The sequence below is a fragment of the Tenacibaculum sp. SM2510 genome, assembly GCF_057002845.1.
Map to the genome: position 1 here is coordinate 180,062 of NZ_CP192703.1, position 20,095 is coordinate 200,156.

Sequence of the window (20,095 nt, forward strand, 5' to 3'; positions counted from 1 at the left end):
TCGTTATTTCACCACTAATTCAGCTATTTTTCTTGTAATCATTGTAGGTGAGTTACAAAGGCAATTTGTTAAAGCAATTACATAAACATCTAAATTAGGTACATAAACCCCCATCGATTTGAAACCCCAAATAGCACCTCCGTGTTCAAAAGTTTTATTATTATCTATAGTTTTTATATGCCATCCATAACCGTAATTAATATGCTCACCGTTATTTAATGTGTAATTTGTAAATGCTTTTTTCGTTGTTTCTTTGTTGATTAAAACATTGTTTTTAATTGCTTCTTGCCACTTGAACATATCGAGAACGGTAGACATTAAACCTCCGCCAGAATAAGCTAAACTAAGGTTGAAATCCATTCTATTTATATAAAAATCTTTCTTCTGGTACCCAGAAGCTCTTTTTTTAATTATTTCTTTTTGATTTGCATATTTAGAGGCAGTCATTTTTGCTTTTTTAAATATTTGTTCTTCAATAAAATTAGCATATGATTTACCCGTTATTTTTTCAATGATATAACCTAAGACCACATATCCTGAATTACTATATTTATATTTCTCTCCAGGAATAAAATCGATAGGCTCGTTTTTAGAGAAATTAATTAGCGCTGAAGGAGACATATTTTTTTGAGAAATAGCATTTATACCTTTAACCCTCGTATAATCTTTAATACCTGAGGTATGCGTTAGTAGATGATGTATCGTTATTTTATTTCCATTGGTAGGGTAATCAGGAATAAACTTAGTTATTTGGTCGGTTAAATTAAGTTTATTTTGTTCTAAGAGCATTAAGATAGCGATAGCAGTAAATTGTTTTGTGATTGAGCCAATTTTGAATACATTATCTGTTTTCATAGGTACATTAAGCTCTAAGTTTGCAAGACCAAATGCTTTTTTATATATTATATTTCCATTTTTAGAAATCAAGAAAACTGCCCCAGGAGTATTTGATGAATATTTAGCCTGTAACAAACTATCAATCGTAGTTAAGTTTTGGGCATTTACTATTGATTGAAAATTAAGAGATAAAATTGTAATTACAGTTAATACAGCCTTTAAATAAATTGATTTCTTCATTTTTTGTTATTTATAATTCTTATTTGCTCGTTGGACGAGAAATCAGGATTAGAGGTTACAAAAAACAGTTAATTCAACTTTATTTTTTTAAAATGCAAAGAGATTTTAAATACAGTGTTTATTTTAACTATTTGAAAACTGTAATATTACTTATGTTTAGAATAAAAAAAACTATTTGTAGATTAAGTATTTCGCTCTAATTATTTTAAATTTTTCAAGATCATTAGCCCAAGTAGCTTTAATTTCTTCTTCCGTAAAACCTTGTTCAATTTGTTGTTGTAGTTTTTCTGTACCCGCAAGATTGGTGAAAAAAGTATTAAAAAAAGATTCTTTATAAGGATAACCTTGTACATTTTTAAAACTACTATAATCTTTATAAAAAGTAAGAAGCCAATTTAAATCAAGTGTATTTAAACGTTCGTTTTTGGTTAAACTAAAACCGTAACAAACGTTGTTTTGGTGCTTCGGATATTTGCTTCCAAAATTTGGATTTGGCGTAAATGAAAAATCATTTTTTAAAGAGAATAAAGGTGAGCCAACAATTTGAAATTGCATTTCAGTTCCTCGGCCAACAGAAACATTTGTTCCCTCAAAAAAGCACAAACTAGGGTATAGGTTTATACTTTTATCATTCGGTAAATTTGGTGATGGTTTTATAGGTAAACTATATTGAGTGTTATGCGTGTAGTTATTTAAAGGAATAACCGTTAAATTACATTGAATTCCGTTTTTCAGCCATTTTTCACCATTAATCATTTGTCCGTATTCACCAATAGTCATTCCGTATACAACAGGTACAGGGTGCATACCCACAAAACTTTTATGTTTTGCTTCTAATATAGGTCCGTCTATATAATGCCCGTTAGGATTTGGTCTGTCGAGTAAAATAACTTCAATACCTTCTTCAGCACAAGCTTCCATAACGTAATGTAGTGAAGATATATACGTGTAAAAACGCGCACCAACATCTTGAATATCAAAAACCACCACATCAATATTTTTTAATTGCTCTGGCGAAGGTTTTTTATTCTTCCCATATAAAGAAATAATAGGTAATTGCGTTTTTGTGTCAATACCATCCACAACAGTTTCACCAGCGTCTGCTTTACCTCGAAAACCATGTTCTGGAGCAAAAACTTTTTTAACGTTGATGTTATTATACGAATGTAAATAATCTACTAAATGGTGTTGTACTAATTTACTTCCCATCACATTTGGCGATACTTCTGCTCTTTGTGATACGGTTAAAACAGATGTTTGATTGGTTACAATAGCAACACTCTTACCTTTTAACTTATTTAGATATAAATTTATTCTGTCGGCACCAATTTTTAAAGGAGTCTCTATTTTAGTAATTTCTTCAGTTTTTGTACTCGCTGATTTTTGCTGTTTAGCACATGCTGTAAATAGAAAACTAACTGTGAATAAAAATAAAATAAGGTAACTAAAATTGTTTTTCATCTAAAAAGAGTATTAAAATATAAAATTACCATTAAAAATCTTATTATAAGAAAAAGAGGAGATAATTTAAAATCAGGTGTTTCGTAATATCAGTTAAGTTATAATTAATTACTTTTGATACCGTTAAAAAAGAGAACTTTTGAATTTCGAACTATTTATAGCTAAACGAATCATTGCAGGTAAGGAATATAAAAGTAGTATTTCGTCGCCAATAATTAAAATTGCTACGATTGCTATTACTTTAGGTATTGCTATCATGTTAATAGCAGTATCAATAGCGGCTGGTTTTCAAAATAAAATAAGTGATAAAATGACCGGTTTTAAAGGTCATATTCAAATAGTAAATTACGACACCAATAATTCTGATATTTCTACAGTTCCTATAAGTATCAATCAAGAATTTTACCCTGAATTTAAAAATATAAGCGGTATCAAAAATGTTCAGGTTTTTGGTAATGTTGGCGGTATTATTAGAACACCAACCGATTTTGAGGCAATTGTTTTTAAAGGTGTTTCTTCTGATTATGATTTTACTTTTTTTAAAGAATATTTAACCCAAGGGCGATTACCAAACTTTAATCAAAACAGAAATAAAGAAATATTAATATCAGAATCTATTGCAAACCGGTTACATTTTAAATTAAACGACACCATACAAACCTTATTTAGCGCCGAAAAAAGTAGGTTAAAATACAAAATGCGTAAGCCAATTATTGTTGGAATTTACAATACAGGTTTCGAGCAGTTTGATAAAACAATGTTAATTGGTGATATTAGAGAAGTACGTCAAATTAATAGATGGAGTGATGATCAGATTGGCGGATTTGAAGTGTTAATTGATGATTTTAATCAACTAACAGCAAAAGGGAATGAAATATATAGCACGATAGGATCAACGTTAAATAGCACAACGATTGTAGAAAATTATCCTTTAATTTTCGAATGGATTAAACTTTTTGATAATAATGTGTGGTTTATTATCGGTATTATGATTTTAATAGCGGGTATTAACATGATAACAGCGCTGTTAGTTTTAATATTAGAGAGAGTACAAATGGTTGGTGTTTTAAAAGCCTTAGGAAGCGCTAGTTTTAGTATTCAGAAAATATTTTTGTACAATGCCTCTTATTTAATTTTAAAAGGATTGTTTTGGGGAAATTTAATAGGAATTTCAATTTTACTAATTCAAAAATACTTTAAAGTTATCAGCCTAGATCCCGAAACATATTCAGTAGCAACAATACCAGTTAGTATTAGTTTCTGGGCAATAATTTTATTAAGCCTAGGAACCCTTTTACTGTGTTTCTTAATGCTTATTATTCCGTCTTATATCATCACAAAAATACAGCCCTCAAAATCCATTAAGTTTGCTTAAAAACGATTTTTAATAGACGCATTTATTTTTAAATATTTTTTTAGAAGCTGTTTCCCGCTTTTCGCACTCGCTCTCTGCGAGGAGTTCAAACAAATGCTACAATCGGGGCTAAGTATATTTATGAAGTTATAGATAATTACTTCTCGATACAATTTTTCTTGCATCGAAATTACTCGAAGTGATAATAGGTAGGATAACTATATAATGCCTTAACAAAAAGACTCTTTTTACTTTGTATTATTTATAAATACTAATTTTTAAAGAAAGGTGTCTGTTCGAGTGTTTTTTTACAGCACTGTGAAATAAAAAAAATCGAGAACAATTTCTTATTTATAAACAAACCTAAGTAAATACGCTGCGTTAGTGATTGAATGGTCTGTTTGAGCTCTTTTTTATTTTTAGTTTGAGTTAATTTGTGAAGAATGAACAAATTTGTAAAGAGAACAAAACTAAAAAAAGCGAGTAATGAAAGCACGACACTTGTGGAACGCCCAAAAAGAAATTACCTTTGCAACTGTAAAATTAAGAAATGAAATACGCAAAAAACATATTAGAAACTATAGGTAACACGCCGTTAGTTCAGTTAAACTCTGTAACAAAAGAAATAGATGCTTTAGTTTTAGCTAAAGTAGAAACCTTTAACCCAGGAAACTCTATAAAAGATAGAATGGCGTTAAAAATGATTGAAGATGCAGAAGCAGACGGACGCTTAAAGCCAGGAGGAACTATTATTGAAGGAACTTCAGGTAATACAGGTATGGGATTGGCTTTAGCTGCAATTATAAAAGGTTACAAATGTATTTTTGTGCTTTCAGATAAACAATCTAAAGAAAAGATGGATATTTTACGTGCAGTAGGAGCTGAGGTTATTGTTTGTCCTACGGATGTAGAACCTACAGATCCTCGTTCGTATTATTCGGTTTCTAAACGTTTAGGATCAGAAACGCCTAACTCTTGGTATGTAAATCAATATGACAATCCAAGTAACGCATTAGCACATTACGAGCAAACGGGACCAGAAATTTGGGAACAAACTGAAGGTAAAATTACTCATTTAGTGGTTGGAGTAGGAACAGGAGGAACAATTTCTGGGACAGCTAAATATTTAAAAGAAAAAAATCCGAATGTTAAAGTTTGGGGTATCGATACTTATGGTTCTGTATTTAAAAAATACCATGAAACAGGTGTTTTTGATGAGAATGAAATTTATCCGTATATCACTGAAGGAATCGGAGAAGATATATTACCAAAAAATGTAGATTTTTCAGTAATCGATGGTTTTACAAAGGTTACAGATAAAGATGCAGCGGTTTATACTCGTAAAATAGCAAAAGAAGAAGGAATCTTTGTTGGTAACTCAGCAGGTTCGGCAATAAAAGGAATGTTGCAATTAAAAGATCATTTTAAGAAAGATGATGTAGTGGTTGTAATATTTCACGATCACGGAACTAGATATGTAGGAAAGATGTTTAATGATGATTGGATGCGTGAGCGTGGTTTCTTAGAAGAAAAAGAAGTTACTACAGCAAAAGATTTAATACAATCACATATTGATAAGCCTTTAATAACTGTGCAAACAGAAGAATTGGTTTCTCATGCTATTGAGAGAATGCGTGATTTTAAAATATCACAAATTCCGGTAAGTGATTCAAAAGGTATTGTAGGTTCTGTAGATGAATCAGTTTTATTACATGCTTATATAGAAAATAAAGAAATTGCAGATACACCTATAAAAGAAATAATGGGAGCAATGTATCCTATTGTAAAATTAACAGCTTCTGTAGATGAGGTTTCTAAGTTAATAACAAAAGAAAATCAAGCAGTATTAGTCGATTTAGGAAACAATAAACATCATATTATTACTAAGTACGATATTATAAATGCTATTTAATATTACGTTGTTATATAAAATTAAAAATCCCACTCATACGAGTGGGATTTTTGTTTTCAATTAATTCAAATAATTTACACAATGAAAACAGTTTACAAAGCTGTTTCCAAATCTTCTTTTACAAGTATTGTGCCATAAAGTGTTTTTCGTAATTTTTATAGCTAAACAATGCTATTTTTATTATTTGTTAACAGTTGGGTCTTTTATATTTGAGATATCTTTAAAAAGTAGATATTAAGGTGTTGATGTGTTGATAAAATTAACTAAATATTGATTTATCAGTAAGTAGCGTTGTGGTTGTTAGCTTAGATGTTGTTGAATAAAAAAGAAAATTCCCTAAAAGGAAGTAATAGTTGTAATAAAAAATTCATAAAAACAAAAATTCCATTCGTATGAATGGAATTTCATTAATCAATTAATTCAAATAATTTACACAATGAAAACAGTTTACAAGGCTCTTTTCATATACTTGTTTAATAAGTACGCTACAAAAGTAAATATAAAACTAAGTAAATTCTTTAAATTTTAAATATTTGACATTTTTTTAACTTTAAAAAGTTAAAATGTTAAGGAATCATTAAAATTAGCTAGCATGTTTGTGTGCTTTATAAGAAGAACGTACTAAAGGACCACTCTCTACATACATAAAGCCCATTTCTAAACCTAAAGTTTCATATTTTTTAAACTGTTCTGGTGTAATAAATTCCTTAAGAGGTAAATGTTTTTTACTTGGTTGTAAATATTGACCAATAGTAATAACATCTAAACCTACACCACGTAAATCTTTCATGGTTTGAATAACCTCCTCTTCAGTCTCGCCTAAACCTAGCATAATTCCAGATTTAGTACGCATTCCGTTATCTTTTAAATATTTTAAAACACCTAAACTTCTATCGTATTTTGCTTGTATACGAACTTCACGTGTTAATCTACGAACAGTTTCTACATTATGAGAAACTACTTCAGGAGCAACTTCTATAATTCGATCGATTTGCTTTTCGTTTCCTTGAAAATCAGGAATTAATGTTTCTAAAGTTGTATTCGGATTTGCTCTACGAATAGCATTTACGGTTTCTGCCCAAATAATAGAGCCACCATCTTTTAAATCGTCTCTATCTACCGATGTTAAAACAGCATGCTTAATACTCATTAATTTAATTGAGCGTGCTACTTTTTCAGGTTCGTCCCATTCAACAGTTTCTGGTCTACCGGTTTTTACACCACAAAAACCACAAGAACGCGTACAGATATTACCTAAAATCATAAAAGTAGCAGTTCCTTCTCCCCAACATTCTCCCATGTTTGGACAACTTCCACTAGCACAAATTGTATTCAATTTATACTTGTCTACTAAACTTCTTAATTCCGTATATTTCTTACCTACAGGTAATTTTACACGTAACCATTTTGGTTTTTTTACTCTTTCTGGTAATGTTACAGATTCGTTTGCCATTGTAATAAAAATTGAAAAGCAAATTTACGAAGAAAAAGCGTTATAAATTGACTAAAAACCAAATACTAAATCCTACTAAAAAAATGATTCCAACAATACTTAAGATACGTAAAGATAATTTTGGTTGATTTTTATTAGGAGTGTGTTTACTGGTAATAAGCATGTAATTTAAAATAGCATAAAAAGGTGCTGTTAAAAAAGATAAAACAGTGGCTATTTTAACTAAAAATCCCATATCTGCTAAAAAGTATTTTAGTATGATAAAAGTACCAACAGCTAAGAAAAGTAGCCAAAACCAGTAGTTGAGTTTGTTTTTTTTATCAAACAACAGGTTTGATGTTTTTGTCATGGCTCTTGGTGAGGCATCTAGAGTTGTTAAAGTGGTACTAAACATGGTTGTAAAGGCAGCAACACCTATAAATAAATAAGAATATTCACCTAAATTTTTAGTGTATAAGTTTATTAGTTGTGAAGCAAAAATAGTTCCTTTACTAGAGAAAGATTCTCCTGATTGATACATAACAAATGCGCCAAGCATCACAAAACAAACTCCTAAAAAGAATGTTGCAATGTAACCTACATTAAAATCGAAAATAGCATGTTTTGGTTTAATTTGCTCAAATGTTGTTTTACTTTTTTCTACAGTCCATAAAGAATGCCAAATAGAAATATCTAATGGAGCAGGCATCCATCCTAAAAAAGCAATTAAGAAGGTGATTTGTGCTGTTCCGCTTGGTACTATTTGTTGAAAGTTAAATCCTTTTTCGGTACTAAATAAAGCTACGTTTACTGCAATAATGGTGCTTATGATTAGTATAACTATAATATACTTTATTAAATTATCAAGTAATTTATATTTACCGATACCTAAAATAACAATACTAATAATCATTATTATTACAGACCATACTACAAGATCGTTGGTAAAACCAAAAATAGTAGACGCCAAACTCGCAGTTACAATTGTTACTGCTGCCTGAATGGTAAACATGGTAGCAAAATTTAAAATGTAATAACTAATTAAAACACTTTTACCTAATTTTTTATAACCATCTAAAAGAGTTTCTCCTGTAGCTGCGGCATAACGCGGGCCATATTGAAAGAAGGGGTATTTAAAAATGTTTACAATTAACAATGCCCAAAGTAATCCAAAACCAAAATCGGCACCAGCTCTTGTTGATTGCACTAAGTGAGACACACCTATAGCTGCACCAGCAAATAAAAACCCTGGTCCAAGTGTGTTTAAAATAGATTTTTTCATGTAAAGATGATGGGGATATTTGGGGTAAAAATCTTTTAGTAGAGATTATATCTTTTATATAATTTGAAAACTAAAATCATGGTAAGTTAAGATTTCTTTATTATTTCAGCTAATAATTTTTTAGCTCTCAGTAATTTAACCTTGACATTATTTATAGGTTCGCCTATTTTATCAGAGATTTCTTTATAACTAAGTTCTTGAAAAAAACGCAAATTTATAACTTCTTGATATTTTGGCTTTAACTTTTTAATATCTCTTAAAAGCTTCGCTAAATTCTGTTCGGTAATAATTTTATCTTCAGGAGAAGGAGCATTGTCTATAATTCGAAAAGCAGCTGCTTCTTGCTCTTTAGTTGTTTCTATTAAAAGAGATGATTTTTTCTTTCTTAAAAAATCAATATATACATTTTTAGAAATGGTTATTAGCCAAGTTTTAAATTCATACTCTTCTTTAAATGTGTTAATTTTATCAAAAGCTTTAGAAAAAGTACGAATAGTTATATCTTCAGCATCATTGTCATTTTTAATTTTTGACAATTGAAATTGATACACATAACTCCAGTAAGTATCTAACAAAAAATTAAAAGAAACTTGATTACCTTCTTTAGCTAACTGAATGTTTTTAAGTGTTTTTTCTTTATTTATTCCCAATTTATATATAGAAATTGTATTTTATAAATATAATGATTTAGGCGCATCAGTAAACAATTGTTATGTTCTAGCTGAAAAAGCTGTAAGGACAATAGTAGAATAATTTATTTAATCTATGTGATCAGGCTCAGCACAAGTATCAAACTGATCTGGTGTTTTTCCGCAAAATCCACATGCTTCACCGTTTTCATTTAACATAGGGTTTTGACTAGCACAAGTACCAGCAAACTCACCATCTTTTTTTGCCCAAATTTTTATAGCGATTCCTGCAAAAGCAAGAGCTAATAAACCGATAGTAACCAAAAATAGTTTCATTTTTCTCTAATTTAATAATGCAAAGATACGAACTTACTTTTTTAAGAAATTAATTTGTCATAGAATTATGTAGATTGATTTTTTCTAATTTCATAATATAATTTTCTTTAAGGTAGTTGATTTATAAAAAAAAAATCAATTTTAAACCATTTAAACTTTCCATAGTCTTAATAACAAACCAAATTTATGAAGTTAACTATCTCGAGTTTTATTTTAATTATTATAGTTTTATTTATTTCATGCGATAAAGATGTTGTTAATGAAGTAGATGAGCTTGTTGACTCAATAAATAATAAGCCAAATATTTTATTAATTATAGCTGATGATATGGGACTTGATGCAACCCCTGGTTATAATGTAGGTAGTATAAAACCTATAATGCCAAACCTTCAAAGTATGATTAATAATGGAATTAAATTTAATAATTTATGGTCGTACCCAACATGTACACCAACAAGATCAAGTATTTTAACAGGTAAATATGGTTTTAGAACAAATGGGAGTAGGGTATTATGCTGGTTTATTAAGTGGAGGAGTACAATCGTACACAAATTGGAATTTTACAGCAAACGGACAAACAACAAATTCTAGTGAGTATACAACTACTAAATTTACTGATTTAGCTATAGATTGGATAGATGAACAGGAAAAACCTTGGTTCTTATGGTTGGCTTATAATGCACCGCATAGTCCTTTTCATTTACCTCCTGCAAATTTGCACACACAATCATTACCATCAGATCAGGCAAGTATTGATGCAAATCCACAACCGTATTATATGGCTATGTTAGAAGCAATGGACACTGAAGTAGGAAGATTATTGAATTCAATGACTCAAGAAGAGAAAGATAATACTGTTATTATTTTTATTGGAGATAACGGCACACCTAATCAAGTAGTTCAAGAATATAGTAGTCAGCGAGCAAAAGGAAGTGTATATCAAGGAGGTGTAAATGTACCAATGATTGTATCTGGTAAAAATATAAATAGATTTAATCAATCAGAAGATGCTTTGTTAAATACAACTGATTTATTTGCTACAATTTCTGATATAGCAGGTACTGGTACAACTGAAGTAAACGATAGTAAAAGTTTTAAAGAATTATTTACGGAAGCTAATTCTAATTTTAGAGAATATACTTATACAGAAATAGGTGAAGACAACGGAACTGTAAATTACACAATTAGAAATGCAACCCATAAGTATATTAAATTTTCAGACGGTACAGAAGCCTTGTATAATTTAAGTTTAAACTCTTTAGAAAATCCAAACTTATTAAATCAAAATCAATTGCCATTAAGTAGTAGTGATGCTACTATAAAAGAAGAGTTAATAACAAAAGTGAATAACTTGAGAGAGTAAAATAAATAGTAATTTTTAAAACGATATATATGAGAAAAATTCAATCAATTAAAATAATCGTATTGTTAATAACGATATCAAGTGTACTTTATGCTTGTGGTTCTAACGATACAGTAGAAGATTTAGGTGATAGCACTTCAGGAGTAACTAATTATGATATTACATCAATTTTATCAAAATTTGATGGTATAGCTGCTGTTTCGTATTCAGTTTCGGGTACTACAGTAACATTTACAACAACTGATTTGCCAAACCATAAAAGTCCGTATTGGGATACCGGAAATGCATTGTATGAAGTTTATAACGGAACAAATGGTAGTTGGAATAAAAATACAGGATCAATTGGAGAACAAAACATTACGTTTACAATGCCTTTAAACCCTAAAGAAGCTACAAATAAAGCAGCAACACCAATGGGACCAATTGGTATATCAAGAAATGGAGTAGTGTTTTTTAATCAATATGCAGCAGGAGGAGCTCCTTTAACAGGAGAGATAAATTCTTTTGATCAGTATTTAGGGCATCCCGCAGGTACACAATATCATTACCATATTAAACCTACTTTCTTAACGGATACTTTTGGTGAAGATGCTTTTTTAGGTTTACTTTCAGACGGATTTCCTGTATATGGTTCTTTAGAAGATGGTAAAACAATTACAAATGATGATTTAGACGATTACCATGGTCATACTTCTGCAACGGTAGATTTTCCTAATGGAATATATCATTACCACATTACAAACGAAGACCCTTATTTAAATGGAAGCGGTTTTTATGGGACAGCAGGAAATGTAACAAGATAATTTCTTGAGAAATTCTATATTTTATACAATTACCATATTCGTTTTAGTTTCTTGTAATCTTAAAAATGAAAAGCAAGATGAAACTCCATTAATAAATGAGGTAACAATTCCGTTTATAAAAAAAAATATAAATAACACTGCTTTTAAACTTAAAAATGGAGTTTTACTTTTTGATGAAAAACCTTATTCAGGAACCGTTGATGAATATTATTCAAAAGGAAAATTAAAATCGACAGCTACATATTATGAAGGAAAAAAACAAGGTGTTTTTAAAGGATGGTATGTGAACGGAAATAAATGGTTCAAACGTTTTTATACAAATGGATTAAAGACAGGAATTCATAAAGGTTGGTTTGATAACGGAAAACCTATGTTTGAATATCATTTTAATACGAAAGGATTATATAACGGTAAAGTTAACGAATGGTATAAAAACGGAAACTTATTAAAAGAATTTCATTTTAAGGTAGGTAAGGAGGAAGGAAGCCAGAAAATGTGGCAACCAAACGGAAAAATAAAAGCAAATTTTGTAACCAAAGAAAGTGAACGATTTGGATTGATAGGATTAAAGAAATGTTATACAATACATACAAAAAATGAAGAATTTAAATAAAAAAACAAGTCATTTCGAGGGAAACGAAGCAATCTTTATCTTAGTAATCTTTACGCTAATTTTTACTTCTTGTAAAACAGAAAATAAAGTACATAAAGAAACAACATTGCCTTTTTTTAACTCGGCAGAATTTACACCAGAATGGATAACTGAAAGTTCTTCAGAATATAATAACATACATACAGTTCCTGATTTTAGTTTAATAAATCAAGAAGGAAAAATAATAACAAACAAAAACTACGAGGGTAAAATTTATGTAGCAGATTTTTTCTTTGCAACATGCCCTGGTATTTGTCCAGTTCTTGAAAAAAACATGAGTAAACTTCAAGAAAAATATAAAAATGATTCAGCCATTTTGTTGTTGTCACACACTGTTATGCCAATTAAAGATTCTGTTTCTGTTTTAAAAAAATATGCTTTAGATAATGAGATTGTCTCTGGTAAATGGAATTTAGTAACAGGAGGTAAAAAACATATTTATAACTTAGCAAGAAAAGGGTATTTTGCAGATGAAGATTTCGAGAAAACACAAAATGAAGATGCTTTTATTCATACCGAAAATTTTATATTGGTTGATAAAAAAGGAAGAATACGAGGTGTTTATAACGGAACTTTAGCTTTAGAAACAAAGAGGTTAATAAGACACATTGAAATATTAAAAAAAGAAAGTTAAATTACGTTTACTTCAATTTCTAAAATTATATTAAAAGTATTTAAAACAGTTTGTTGTATTTTTTGAGCTAATTCATAAATCTCTTTACCAGTTGCTTTTCCATAATTAACAAGTACTAGGGCTTGTTTTTCATGTACGCCGTAATCACCAAAACGTTTGCCTTTAAATCCGCATTGTTCAATTAACCAACCAGCAGGGACTTTTATTTCAGATTCAGAAATAATGTAACTAGGTATTGTAGAAAATTCTTTTTGAAGTTTTTCAAAATCAGCTTTAGAAATTACAGGGTTTTTAAAAAAACTTCCGCTGTTTCCAATTTTTTTAGGGTCAGGTAATTTACTTTGACGAATTTTTATTATTGCGTCAGAAATATTTTTTATTGTAGGGGTTTTAATATTGTTTAAAGCTAATTCAGCTTCAATAGCACCGTAAGAAAAATTAAGATTATGCTCGTTTTTTGTAAGTTTAAAACTCACTGCAGTAATAATGTATTTTCCTTTTTGGCTGTTTTTAAAAATAGAATTTCGATACCCAAATTCACATTCAATATTCGAAAACTCAATTAATTTTCCTGTTTGTATTTCAACAGCTTCTACACGCGTAATTGTATCTTTTACTTCTACGCCGTATGCGCCAATATTTTGAATAGGGCAAGTACCTACATTACCAGGAATTAGGGATAAGTTTTCAAGGCCTCCATAATTTTGAGAAACACACCACAATACAAAATCATGCCAATTTTCACCAGCATTTACTGTTAGGTAAACATCATTGTTGTTTTCTCTATCAATAGAAATTCCTTTCATATTAATATGTACAACGAGTTTATCAATATCTTTAGTAAGCAACATATTACTTCCGCCAGAAATTAAAAAAACATCTTTTTCAGTATTTAAAAGCTGTTGTAAATTGTAAAGAGAATCGATAGAAACAAAACGTTTGGCATTTGCATTAATACCAAACGTATTGTATTCTTTTAAAGATATGTTTTCTTGAATATTCAATAAACTATTTATTGTATTGCTCTAAAGCAATTTTTAAAATTTCTACTGACCGTTTTAAATCTGTTTTATTTAATACATAAGCGATACGAACTTGGTTTTTACCTTCTCCTTTGGTAGAATAAAATCCGCTTGCAGGCGCTACCATAATGGTTTCGTTATTATGATTAAAATCTTCTAATAACCATTGTGAAAACTTATCAGTATCAGCTACAGGTAATTCAGCAACACAGTAAAACGCACCTTTAGGATTGGCAACTTTTACTCCGTCGATTTTTTGAAGTTCATAAATTAAAGTATTTCTACGATCTTGATATTCTTCAATAACTTCATCAAAATAAATTTGTGGAGTTTCTAAAGCCGCTTCACTAGCTAATAAAGCATAAGTTGGTGGACTTAAACGTGCCTGAGCAAATTTAATAGCGGTGTTAATAAACTCTTCGTTTTTAGAAACGATGCAACCAATTCTTGCTCCACACATGCTGTAACGTTTAGAAACAGAATCGATCATAATAGCATTTTGCTCTAAGCCATCTAAAGACATTATCGAGTTATGTTTTACACCATCATACGTAAACTCACGATATACTTCATCAGCAATTAAAAACAAATCGTGTTTTAAAACAATTTGTTTTAATTTTTCGATTTCCTCTTTGCTATATAAGTATCCTGTAGGGTTTCCTGGATTACAAATTAAAATGGCTTTTGTTTTTGAAGTAATCAATTTCTCGAAATCATCAATAGCAGGTAAAGCAAAGTTGTTTTCTATTTTAGAAATTACAGGAACAACTGTTACTCCAGAAGCTGTAGAGAATCCGTTGTAATTGGCATAGAAAGGTTCAGGAATAATAATTTCATCACCTGGGTCTGTAATACTACCAATAGTAAATAATAAAGCTTCAGAACCACCAGTGGTAGCTACTATATTATTAGCTTTAACGTGTATATCGTTTTTAGCATAGTAATTAGCTAATTTAGTTCTGTATTCTTCAGAACCTTCAGAGCGTGCGTACGATAATACTTTAATAGTATTGTTTTTAACAGCATCAAGTGCAACTTGAGGTGTATTTATATCGGGTTGACCTATGTTTAAATGAAAAACCTTAGTTCCGTTTTTTTTAGCAGCTTCAGCAAAAGGCACCAATTTACGAATTGGTGATTGAGGCATAATGCTTCCTTTTTTAGAAATATGTGGCATTGTAAATAGAATTAGTTGTTTGAAAGGCAAATTTGCGAATTATTTTTCATTTAATAAACTTGTAGCCTATGAAAGTTAGAGGTTAAAAAAATCTTAAAAAAGTAAAACTGTAAACTGAAGATTGTATATTTAAAAAATAATAATCAATACGTTTCTATTTGAAAAAATATATACTTTATATTATAGCTTCTTTTTTTTGCACCTCTCTTTATTCACAAGATAAGTTTCAGTTTTTTGGAAAAAACAAAATCAAACAAGAATTATCATTTAAATTAATAAACAACTTAATTATTATCCCTTTAGAAATTAACGGCCATAAATTATCTTTTATTTTAGATACAGGAGTTAATAAAACTATTTTATTTAACCTGACAGAAAAAGATAGTGTTGGTTTAAAGAATGTTGAAAAAGTTTCGATAAGAGGTCTTGGAAATGGAGATCCTGTAGAGGCTTTGTTATCTAAAGGGAATAATTTTAAAGTTAAAAATATATTAAGCTCAAATCAGCAATTATATATTATTTTAAAAGATGCTTTTAATTTGTCTGCAAAAATGGGGACGACTATACATGGTATTATAGGCTATGACTTATTAAAAGATGTTATTGTTAAAATTAATTATAATAGTAAAAGAATTGTTTTTTTTAACCCGAAAACTTACAAAAAACCAAAATGTAAAAAATGTGAAGCTTTTCCGTTACAGTTTTATAGAAACAAACCATATATAGATGTTAAAGTAAGAATAGATACTGTTAATAATATAGAAACAGCTGTAAAGTTATTAATAGATACTGGAGGGAGTGATGCAATATGGTTATTTGAAGACACTAAAGAAGCTATTAAAACTCCCATAAAGCATTTTAAAGATATTTTAGGAGAAGGTATAAGCGGAACTATTTATGGGAATAGAACCAAAATACCACATATTTCTTTTGGTAAGTTTTTAATAGAAAAACCAACAGTATCTTTCTTAGACTCTACATCAACTTTTAATGCCCGACTATTTAAGGAACGAAATGGAAGTATAGGAGGTAATATTTTAAAACGATTTAAAATATGGATTGATTACCCGAATAAGACAATCATGCTAAAAAAGAATGCTTCATTAAAAGGTGGTTTTTATTATAATATGAGCGGTTTACATTTAGTTTATGATGGTCAGGAACTGGTAAAGGAAAAAGGACGCGTGAAAATGAAAGATTCTTATGGGAATAATCAATCAAATAAAAATAATGTTATCTCATTTGTAAATACTTATTATTATAGGTTTAAGCCTAAGTATAAGGTTGATAGGGTTGTTAAAGGTTCACCAGCAGAAATAGTAGGCCTTTTAAGAGGTGATATTATAAAATCTATAAACGGTAAAAAAGCGTATGAGTTTGAACTAAGTGAAATTCTGAATATTTTTCAAACAAAACCTAATCGGAAAATAAAGATAAAAGTAGAAAGATTGGGTGTTAATTTAAATTTCGAGTTCAGGTTAGAAAAAAGGATATAAAAAAAGCGTCAATTTAAAAATTGACGCTTTTTTTATATTTAAAAGGATAGATTATTCACTATCACTCATCATAGTTTTTGCTTTTGCAGGAGCTACATCTTTAGAAATAAAACCTTTAATTTTAAGCATTGTTCTAGATTTCTTAGCATTAGAGATTACAGTAATAGCTTTAGAAAAACCTCCAGCTCTTTTAGTGTCATAAGAAACCTCAATTTGTCCTTTTTGTCCTGGCATAATTGGAGCTTCAGGTTTTTTAGGAACTGTACATCCACAAGTAGACTTTATATCTTTAATAATTAAAGGGGCATCACCTATGTTGGTAAATTCAAATACACGTGTTCCTTCCGAACCAAGACCTACTTTACCGTAGTCTATAGTTTCAGTTTCAAATTTAAATTCTTGAGCGCTTACTGTTAATGTTATAAAACAAACAGCGATAATTGATAAAATTGTTTTCATAATTGATAAATTTAATTTAAGGGCTTAAACCACCACAAATTTAGGGTTATTTTATTAGTTCTAAAAAAATTGACATCTTATTTTCTGTACCTCAGAGATAGTTGTATTTTTGCTTAATTGAATTTCAAAAATAATGCCAAAAAGCACAAAGCTTACTAATTTGGTTATAAAGATATAAAAAACAGATGAATATTCCATCAAAATATAATTCTAAAGAAGTAGAAGGGAAGTGGTATGACTACTGGATGAAGCATAATTACTTTCATTCTGAAGTAGATGATAGAGAGCCATATACAATTGTAATTCCGCCACCAAACGTTACCGGAGTGTTGCATATGGGGCATATGTTGAACAACACAATTCAGGATGTATTAATCCGTCGTGCACGATTACAAGGTAAAAATGCTTGTTGGGTTCCAGGTACAGACCACGCATCTATTGCTACCGAAGCAAAGGTTGTAGCCAAGTTAAAAGAGCAAGGGATTGATAAAAACGATTTAACACGCGAAGAGTTTTTAGCGCATGCTTGGGAATGGAAAAACGAGTATGGAGGTATTATTCTAGATCAATTAAAAAAACTAGGAGCATCATGTGACTGGGAACGAACTGCTTTTACAATGGATCCGGCATTGTCTGAATCTGTAATTAAAGTTTTTGTTGATTTATACAATAAAGGATTGATTTACCGCGGGTATAGAATGGTAAATTGGGACCCTGAAGCTAAAACAACACTTTCTGATGAAGAAGTAATTCATATAGAACAGCAAGGAAACCTTTATTATTTAGAATATAAAATTGAAGGTTCAGAAGATAAATTAACGATTGCAACTACACGTCCTGAAACTATTTTTGGAGATACAGCTATTTGTATCAATCCAAACGATGAGCGTTTTACACATTTAAAAGGTAAAAAAGCAATTGTTCCGCTTTGCGGAAGAGTAATTCCGATTATTGAAGATGAGTATGTAGATGTTGAGTTCGGTACAGGTTGTTTAAAAGTGACACCTGCACATGACGAAAATGATAAAGTTCTTGGAGATAAGCATAAATTAGAGGTAATTGATATTTTTAATGATGATGCTTCTTTAAATTCTTTCGGATTACATTATAAAGGACAAGATCGTTTTGTAGCGCGTACAGCTGTTGTAAAAGAGTTAGAAGAAAAAGGGATTTTAGTGAAAACTGAAGTTCATACCAATAAAGTAGGAACATCAGAAAGAACGAAAGCTGTTATTGAACCAAGATTATCAGATCAATGGTTTTTAAAGATGGAAGATTTAGCAAAACCTGCTATTGAAGCTGTTTTAGGAGAAGATAGTGAGGTTACTTTATATCCGAAGAAATTCGAAAATACCTATCGTCATTGGATGGAAAATGTTCGTGATTGGAATATTTCACGTCAATTATGGTGGGGACAACAAATTCCTGCTTATTTCTATGGAGACGGAAAAGAAGATTTTGTAGTTGCAACAACTATTGAAGAAGCAGTAAAATTAGCACAAGACAGAACTAAGAATACTTCGCTGTCAGCGTCTGATTTAAGACAAGATGAAGATGCTTTAGACACTTGGTTTTCTTCTTGGTTATGGCCAATGAGTGTTTTTGACGGAATTAATAATCCAGAAAATGAAGAAATTAAATATTACTATCCAACAAACGATTTAGTTACGGGGCCAGATATTTTATTTTTCTGGGTTGCACGTATGATTGTTGCAGGTTATGAATATAAAGATGAGCGTCCGTTTGAGAATGTTTATCTAACAGGTTTAGTACGTGATAAACAACGTCGAAAAATGTCTAAATCATTAGGAAATTCACCTGATGCTTTAAAGTTGATTGAAGAGTACGGAGCCGACGGAGTAAGAGTAGGTTTATTATTAAGTTCTGCTGCTGGTAACGATTTAATGTTTGATGAAGACTTATGTCAGCAAGGAAAAGGGTTTTCTAATAAAATTTGGAATACTTTCCGTTTGATAAAAGGTTGGGAAATAGATGCTAGTTTAGCGCAACCAGAAACTGCCAAAATAGGTTTAGAATGGTACGAAGCTAAGTTTCAAAAAGCATTAGTAGAAATAGAAGATCATTTTTCTAAGTACCGTTTGTCGGATGCATTAATGGCTATTTATAAACTAATTACAGATGATTTTTCTTCATGGTTATTAGAAATCGTAAAACCAGGTTATCAACAACCAATTGATGCTAAAACTTATAATGAAGTAATACAGATATTAGAAAATAACCTGAAAATATTACATCCGTTTATGCCATTTTTAACAGAAGAAATTTGGCAACATATTACAGAAAGAACTCCAGAAGAGGCTTTAGTAATTGCTTTATATCCGAAGTTAGAAACTGTAAATGAAGATTTAGTTCAGAATTTTGATTTTGCAACAGAAATTATTTCGGGAATTAGAACGATAAGAAAAGATAAAAATATTTCGTTTAAAGAAGCTGTAGAATTATCGGTTGTAAATAATGAAAAATATACTACTGATTTTGATGCAATAATACAGAAGTTAACAAACGCTTCTATAATTAATTATGTAACTGATAAAGTTGAAGGAGCTGCTTCATTTAGGGTAAAATCGAATGAATATTTTGTGCCGATATCTTTAGAGAATATTGATGTAGAGGCTGAAATAATTAAGTTAAAAGCTGAGTTAAAAAGAGCTGAAGGATTTTTATTTGGAGTTCAGAAAAAATTATCTAATGAGCGTTTTGTGAGTAATGCGCCAGAGCAGGTAATTGTTGTAGAACGTAAAAAAGAATCGGATTCATTAGCGAAAATAAAAACGATTAAAGCAAGTTTGGCTAGTTTAAAATAATACCATATTTAATTTATTGACTATAAAAAAATCTGCTGTAAGCTTACAGCAGATTTTTTTATTTTTAAGCAGCATATAATTTTATAACACAGAATTCAAATTATTTTTTTATCTTTAAGAGGCTTAAAAATACATTTTATGAACTCCTCTTCATTTAAAATATATAACGGTATTTATTTTT

General features: G+C 29.9%; 18 protein-coding genes. 9 read left to right on the forward strand and 9 right to left on the reverse strand.

Annotated elements, in window-relative coordinates:
• Positions 1-3 precede the first annotated feature (3 nt).
• Entirely contained in the window at positions 4-1,077 is a 1,074-nt protein-coding gene (locus ACQ629_RS00735) for a serine hydrolase domain-containing protein (protein WP_483705980.1), read from the reverse strand.
• A 171-nt stretch (positions 1,078-1,248) separates the two neighbouring features.
• Positions 1,249-2,538, reverse strand: coding sequence for an exo-beta-N-acetylmuramidase NamZ family protein (locus ACQ629_RS00740; RefSeq protein WP_483705982.1), 1,290 nt, complete (start codon positions 2,536-2,538; stop codon positions 1,249-1,251).
• 139 nt (positions 2,539-2,677) lie between these two features.
• Between ACQ629_RS00740 and ACQ629_RS00745 the strand changes: the two genes are divergently transcribed.
• Positions 2,678-3,913, forward strand: coding sequence for an ABC transporter permease (locus ACQ629_RS00745; protein WP_483705984.1), 1,236 nt, complete (start codon positions 2,678-2,680; stop codon positions 3,911-3,913).
• Positions 3,914-4,442: 529 nt separating this feature from the next.
• Entirely contained in the window at positions 4,443-5,804 is a 1,362-nt protein-coding gene (locus ACQ629_RS00750; RefSeq protein ID WP_483705986.1) for a pyridoxal-phosphate dependent enzyme, read from the forward strand.
• Between the two features lie 583 nt (positions 5,805-6,387).
• Here ACQ629_RS00750 and lipA read toward each other — a convergent pair.
• The 4 genes from lipA to ACQ629_RS00770 all read right to left on the reverse strand — a co-directional run bounded on the left by lipA (position 6,388) and on the right by ACQ629_RS00770 (position 9,483).
• A complete protein-coding gene (lipA, locus tag ACQ629_RS00755; protein WP_483705988.1) occupies positions 6,388-7,257 on the reverse strand; it encodes a lipoyl synthase in 870 nt (289 codons plus the stop codon).
• Positions 7,258-7,297: 40 nt separating this feature from the next.
• Positions 7,298-8,518, reverse strand: coding sequence for an Nramp family divalent metal transporter (locus ACQ629_RS00760; RefSeq protein ID WP_483705990.1), 1,221 nt, complete (start codon positions 8,516-8,518; stop codon positions 7,298-7,300).
• A gap of 86 nt (positions 8,519-8,604) precedes the next feature.
• Positions 8,605-9,168, reverse strand: a complete 564-nt coding sequence (locus ACQ629_RS00765) for an RNA polymerase sigma factor (protein ID WP_483705992.1) — start codon at positions 9,166-9,168, stop codon at positions 8,605-8,607.
• Positions 9,169-9,276: 108 nt separating this feature from the next.
• Entirely contained in the window at positions 9,277-9,483 is a 207-nt protein-coding gene (locus ACQ629_RS00770; RefSeq protein WP_483705994.1) for a membrane or secreted protein, read from the reverse strand.
• Between the two features lie 186 nt (positions 9,484-9,669).
• On the opposite strand from ACQ629_RS00770, the gene ACQ629_RS00775 reads away from it, so the two are divergent.
• Genes ACQ629_RS00775 through ACQ629_RS00795 form a run of 5 tightly spaced genes read left to right on the forward strand, consistent with a single transcriptional unit; the run spans position 9,670 to position 12,935 of the window.
• The gene (locus ACQ629_RS00775; RefSeq protein WP_483705996.1) at positions 9,670-10,074 is read left to right on the forward strand and encodes a sulfatase-like hydrolase/transferase; all 405 of its coding nucleotides are present in this window, start codon (positions 9,670-9,672) and stop codon (positions 10,072-10,074) included.
• Positions 9,965-10,846 carry a sulfatase-like hydrolase/transferase gene (locus ACQ629_RS00780; RefSeq protein ID WP_483705998.1) on the forward strand — a complete coding sequence of 294 codons (882 nt, stop codon included), beginning with the start codon at positions 9,965-9,967 and terminating at the stop codon, positions 10,844-10,846. Before ACQ629_RS00775 ends, ACQ629_RS00780 begins: the two co-directional genes overlap by 110 nt.
• Before the next feature lie 29 nt (positions 10,847-10,875).
• A complete protein-coding gene (locus ACQ629_RS00785; RefSeq protein WP_483706000.1) occupies positions 10,876-11,649 on the forward strand; it encodes a YHYH protein in 774 nt (257 codons plus the stop codon).
• A gap of 4 nt (positions 11,650-11,653) precedes the next feature.
• Complete coding sequence (locus ACQ629_RS00790; RefSeq protein ID WP_483706002.1) at positions 11,654-12,262, forward strand: toxin-antitoxin system YwqK family antitoxin; 609 nt, start codon at positions 11,654-11,656, stop codon at positions 12,260-12,262.
• Positions 12,246-12,935: an SCO family protein gene (locus ACQ629_RS00795; protein ID WP_483706004.1), complete on the forward strand. Its 690-nt coding sequence runs from the start codon at positions 12,246-12,248 to the stop codon at positions 12,933-12,935. The genes ACQ629_RS00790 and ACQ629_RS00795 overlap by 17 nt, the downstream gene beginning before the upstream one ends.
• On the opposite strand, the gene murB is transcribed toward ACQ629_RS00795, so the two are convergent.
• The gene (gene murB / locus ACQ629_RS00800) at positions 12,932-13,939 is read right to left on the reverse strand and encodes a UDP-N-acetylmuramate dehydrogenase (RefSeq protein WP_483706006.1); all 1,008 of its coding nucleotides are present in this window, start codon (positions 13,937-13,939) and stop codon (positions 12,932-12,934) included. The two genes, ACQ629_RS00795 and murB, sit on opposite strands and share 4 nt — an antisense overlap.
• 4 nt (positions 13,940-13,943) lie before the next feature.
• Complete coding sequence (locus ACQ629_RS00805) at positions 13,944-15,134, reverse strand: pyridoxal phosphate-dependent aminotransferase (protein WP_483706008.1); 1,191 nt, start codon at positions 15,132-15,134, stop codon at positions 13,944-13,946.
• 158 nt (positions 15,135-15,292) lie between these two features.
• Here ACQ629_RS00805 and ACQ629_RS00810 point away from each other — a divergent pair, with 158 nt between their 5' ends.
• Positions 15,293-16,630 carry a retropepsin-like aspartic protease gene (locus tag ACQ629_RS00810; RefSeq protein ID WP_483706010.1) on the forward strand — a complete coding sequence of 446 codons (1,338 nt, stop codon included), beginning with the start codon at positions 15,293-15,295 and terminating at the stop codon, positions 16,628-16,630.
• A 51-nt stretch (positions 16,631-16,681) separates the two neighbouring features.
• Here ACQ629_RS00810 and ACQ629_RS00815 read toward each other — a convergent pair whose 3' ends face one another.
• A complete protein-coding gene (locus ACQ629_RS00815; protein WP_483706012.1) occupies positions 16,682-17,089 on the reverse strand; it encodes a DUF1573 domain-containing protein in 408 nt (135 codons plus the stop codon).
• A 185-nt stretch (positions 17,090-17,274) separates the two neighbouring features.
• Here ACQ629_RS00815 and ACQ629_RS00820 point away from each other — a divergent pair, with 185 nt between their 5' ends.
• A complete protein-coding gene (locus tag ACQ629_RS00820) occupies positions 17,275-19,914 on the forward strand; it encodes a valine--tRNA ligase (RefSeq protein WP_483706014.1) in 2,640 nt (879 codons plus the stop codon).
• The last annotated feature ends 181 nt before the right edge of the window (positions 19,915-20,095 follow it).

Bases quoted from the DNA above. Each gene is read 5' to 3' on its own strand.
- ACQ629_RS00740 (WP_483705982.1), bottom strand. From the start codon at position 2,538: ATGAAAAACAATTTTAGTTACCTTATTTTATTTTTATTCACAGTTAGT.
- ACQ629_RS00775 (WP_483705996.1), top strand. From the start codon at position 9,670: ATGAAGTTAACTATCTCGAGTTTTATTTTAATTATTATAGTTTTATTT.
- ACQ629_RS00770 (WP_483705994.1), bottom strand. From the start codon at position 9,483: ATGAAACTATTTTTGGTTACTATCGGTTTATTAGCTCTTGCTTTTGCA.
- ACQ629_RS00805 (WP_483706008.1), bottom strand. From the start codon at position 15,134: ATGCCACATATTTCTAAAAAAGGAAGCATTATGCCTCAATCACCAATT.
- ACQ629_RS00780 (WP_483705998.1), top strand. From the start codon at position 9,965: ATGGTTTTAGAACAAATGGGAGTAGGGTATTATGCTGGTTTATTAAGT.
- ACQ629_RS00820 (WP_483706014.1), top strand. From the start codon at position 17,275: ATGAATATTCCATCAAAATATAATTCTAAAGAAGTAGAAGGGAAGTGG.
- lipA (WP_483705988.1), bottom strand. From the start codon at position 7,257: ATGGCAAACGAATCTGTAACATTACCAGAAAGAGTAAAAAAACCAAAA.
- ACQ629_RS00760 (WP_483705990.1), bottom strand. From the start codon at position 8,518: ATGAAAAAATCTATTTTAAACACACTTGGACCAGGGTTTTTATTTGCT.
- ACQ629_RS00785 (WP_483706000.1), top strand. From the start codon at position 10,876: ATGAGAAAAATTCAATCAATTAAAATAATCGTATTGTTAATAACGATA.
- ACQ629_RS00735 (WP_483705980.1), bottom strand. From the start codon at position 1,077: ATGAAGAAATCAATTTATTTAAAGGCTGTATTAACTGTAATTACAATT.
- ACQ629_RS00750 (WP_483705986.1), top strand. From the start codon at position 4,443: ATGAAATACGCAAAAAACATATTAGAAACTATAGGTAACACGCCGTTA.
- ACQ629_RS00795 (WP_483706004.1), top strand. From the start codon at position 12,246: ATGAAGAATTTAAATAAAAAAACAAGTCATTTCGAGGGAAACGAAGCA.
- ACQ629_RS00815 (WP_483706012.1), bottom strand. From the start codon at position 17,089: ATGAAAACAATTTTATCAATTATCGCTGTTTGTTTTATAACATTAACA.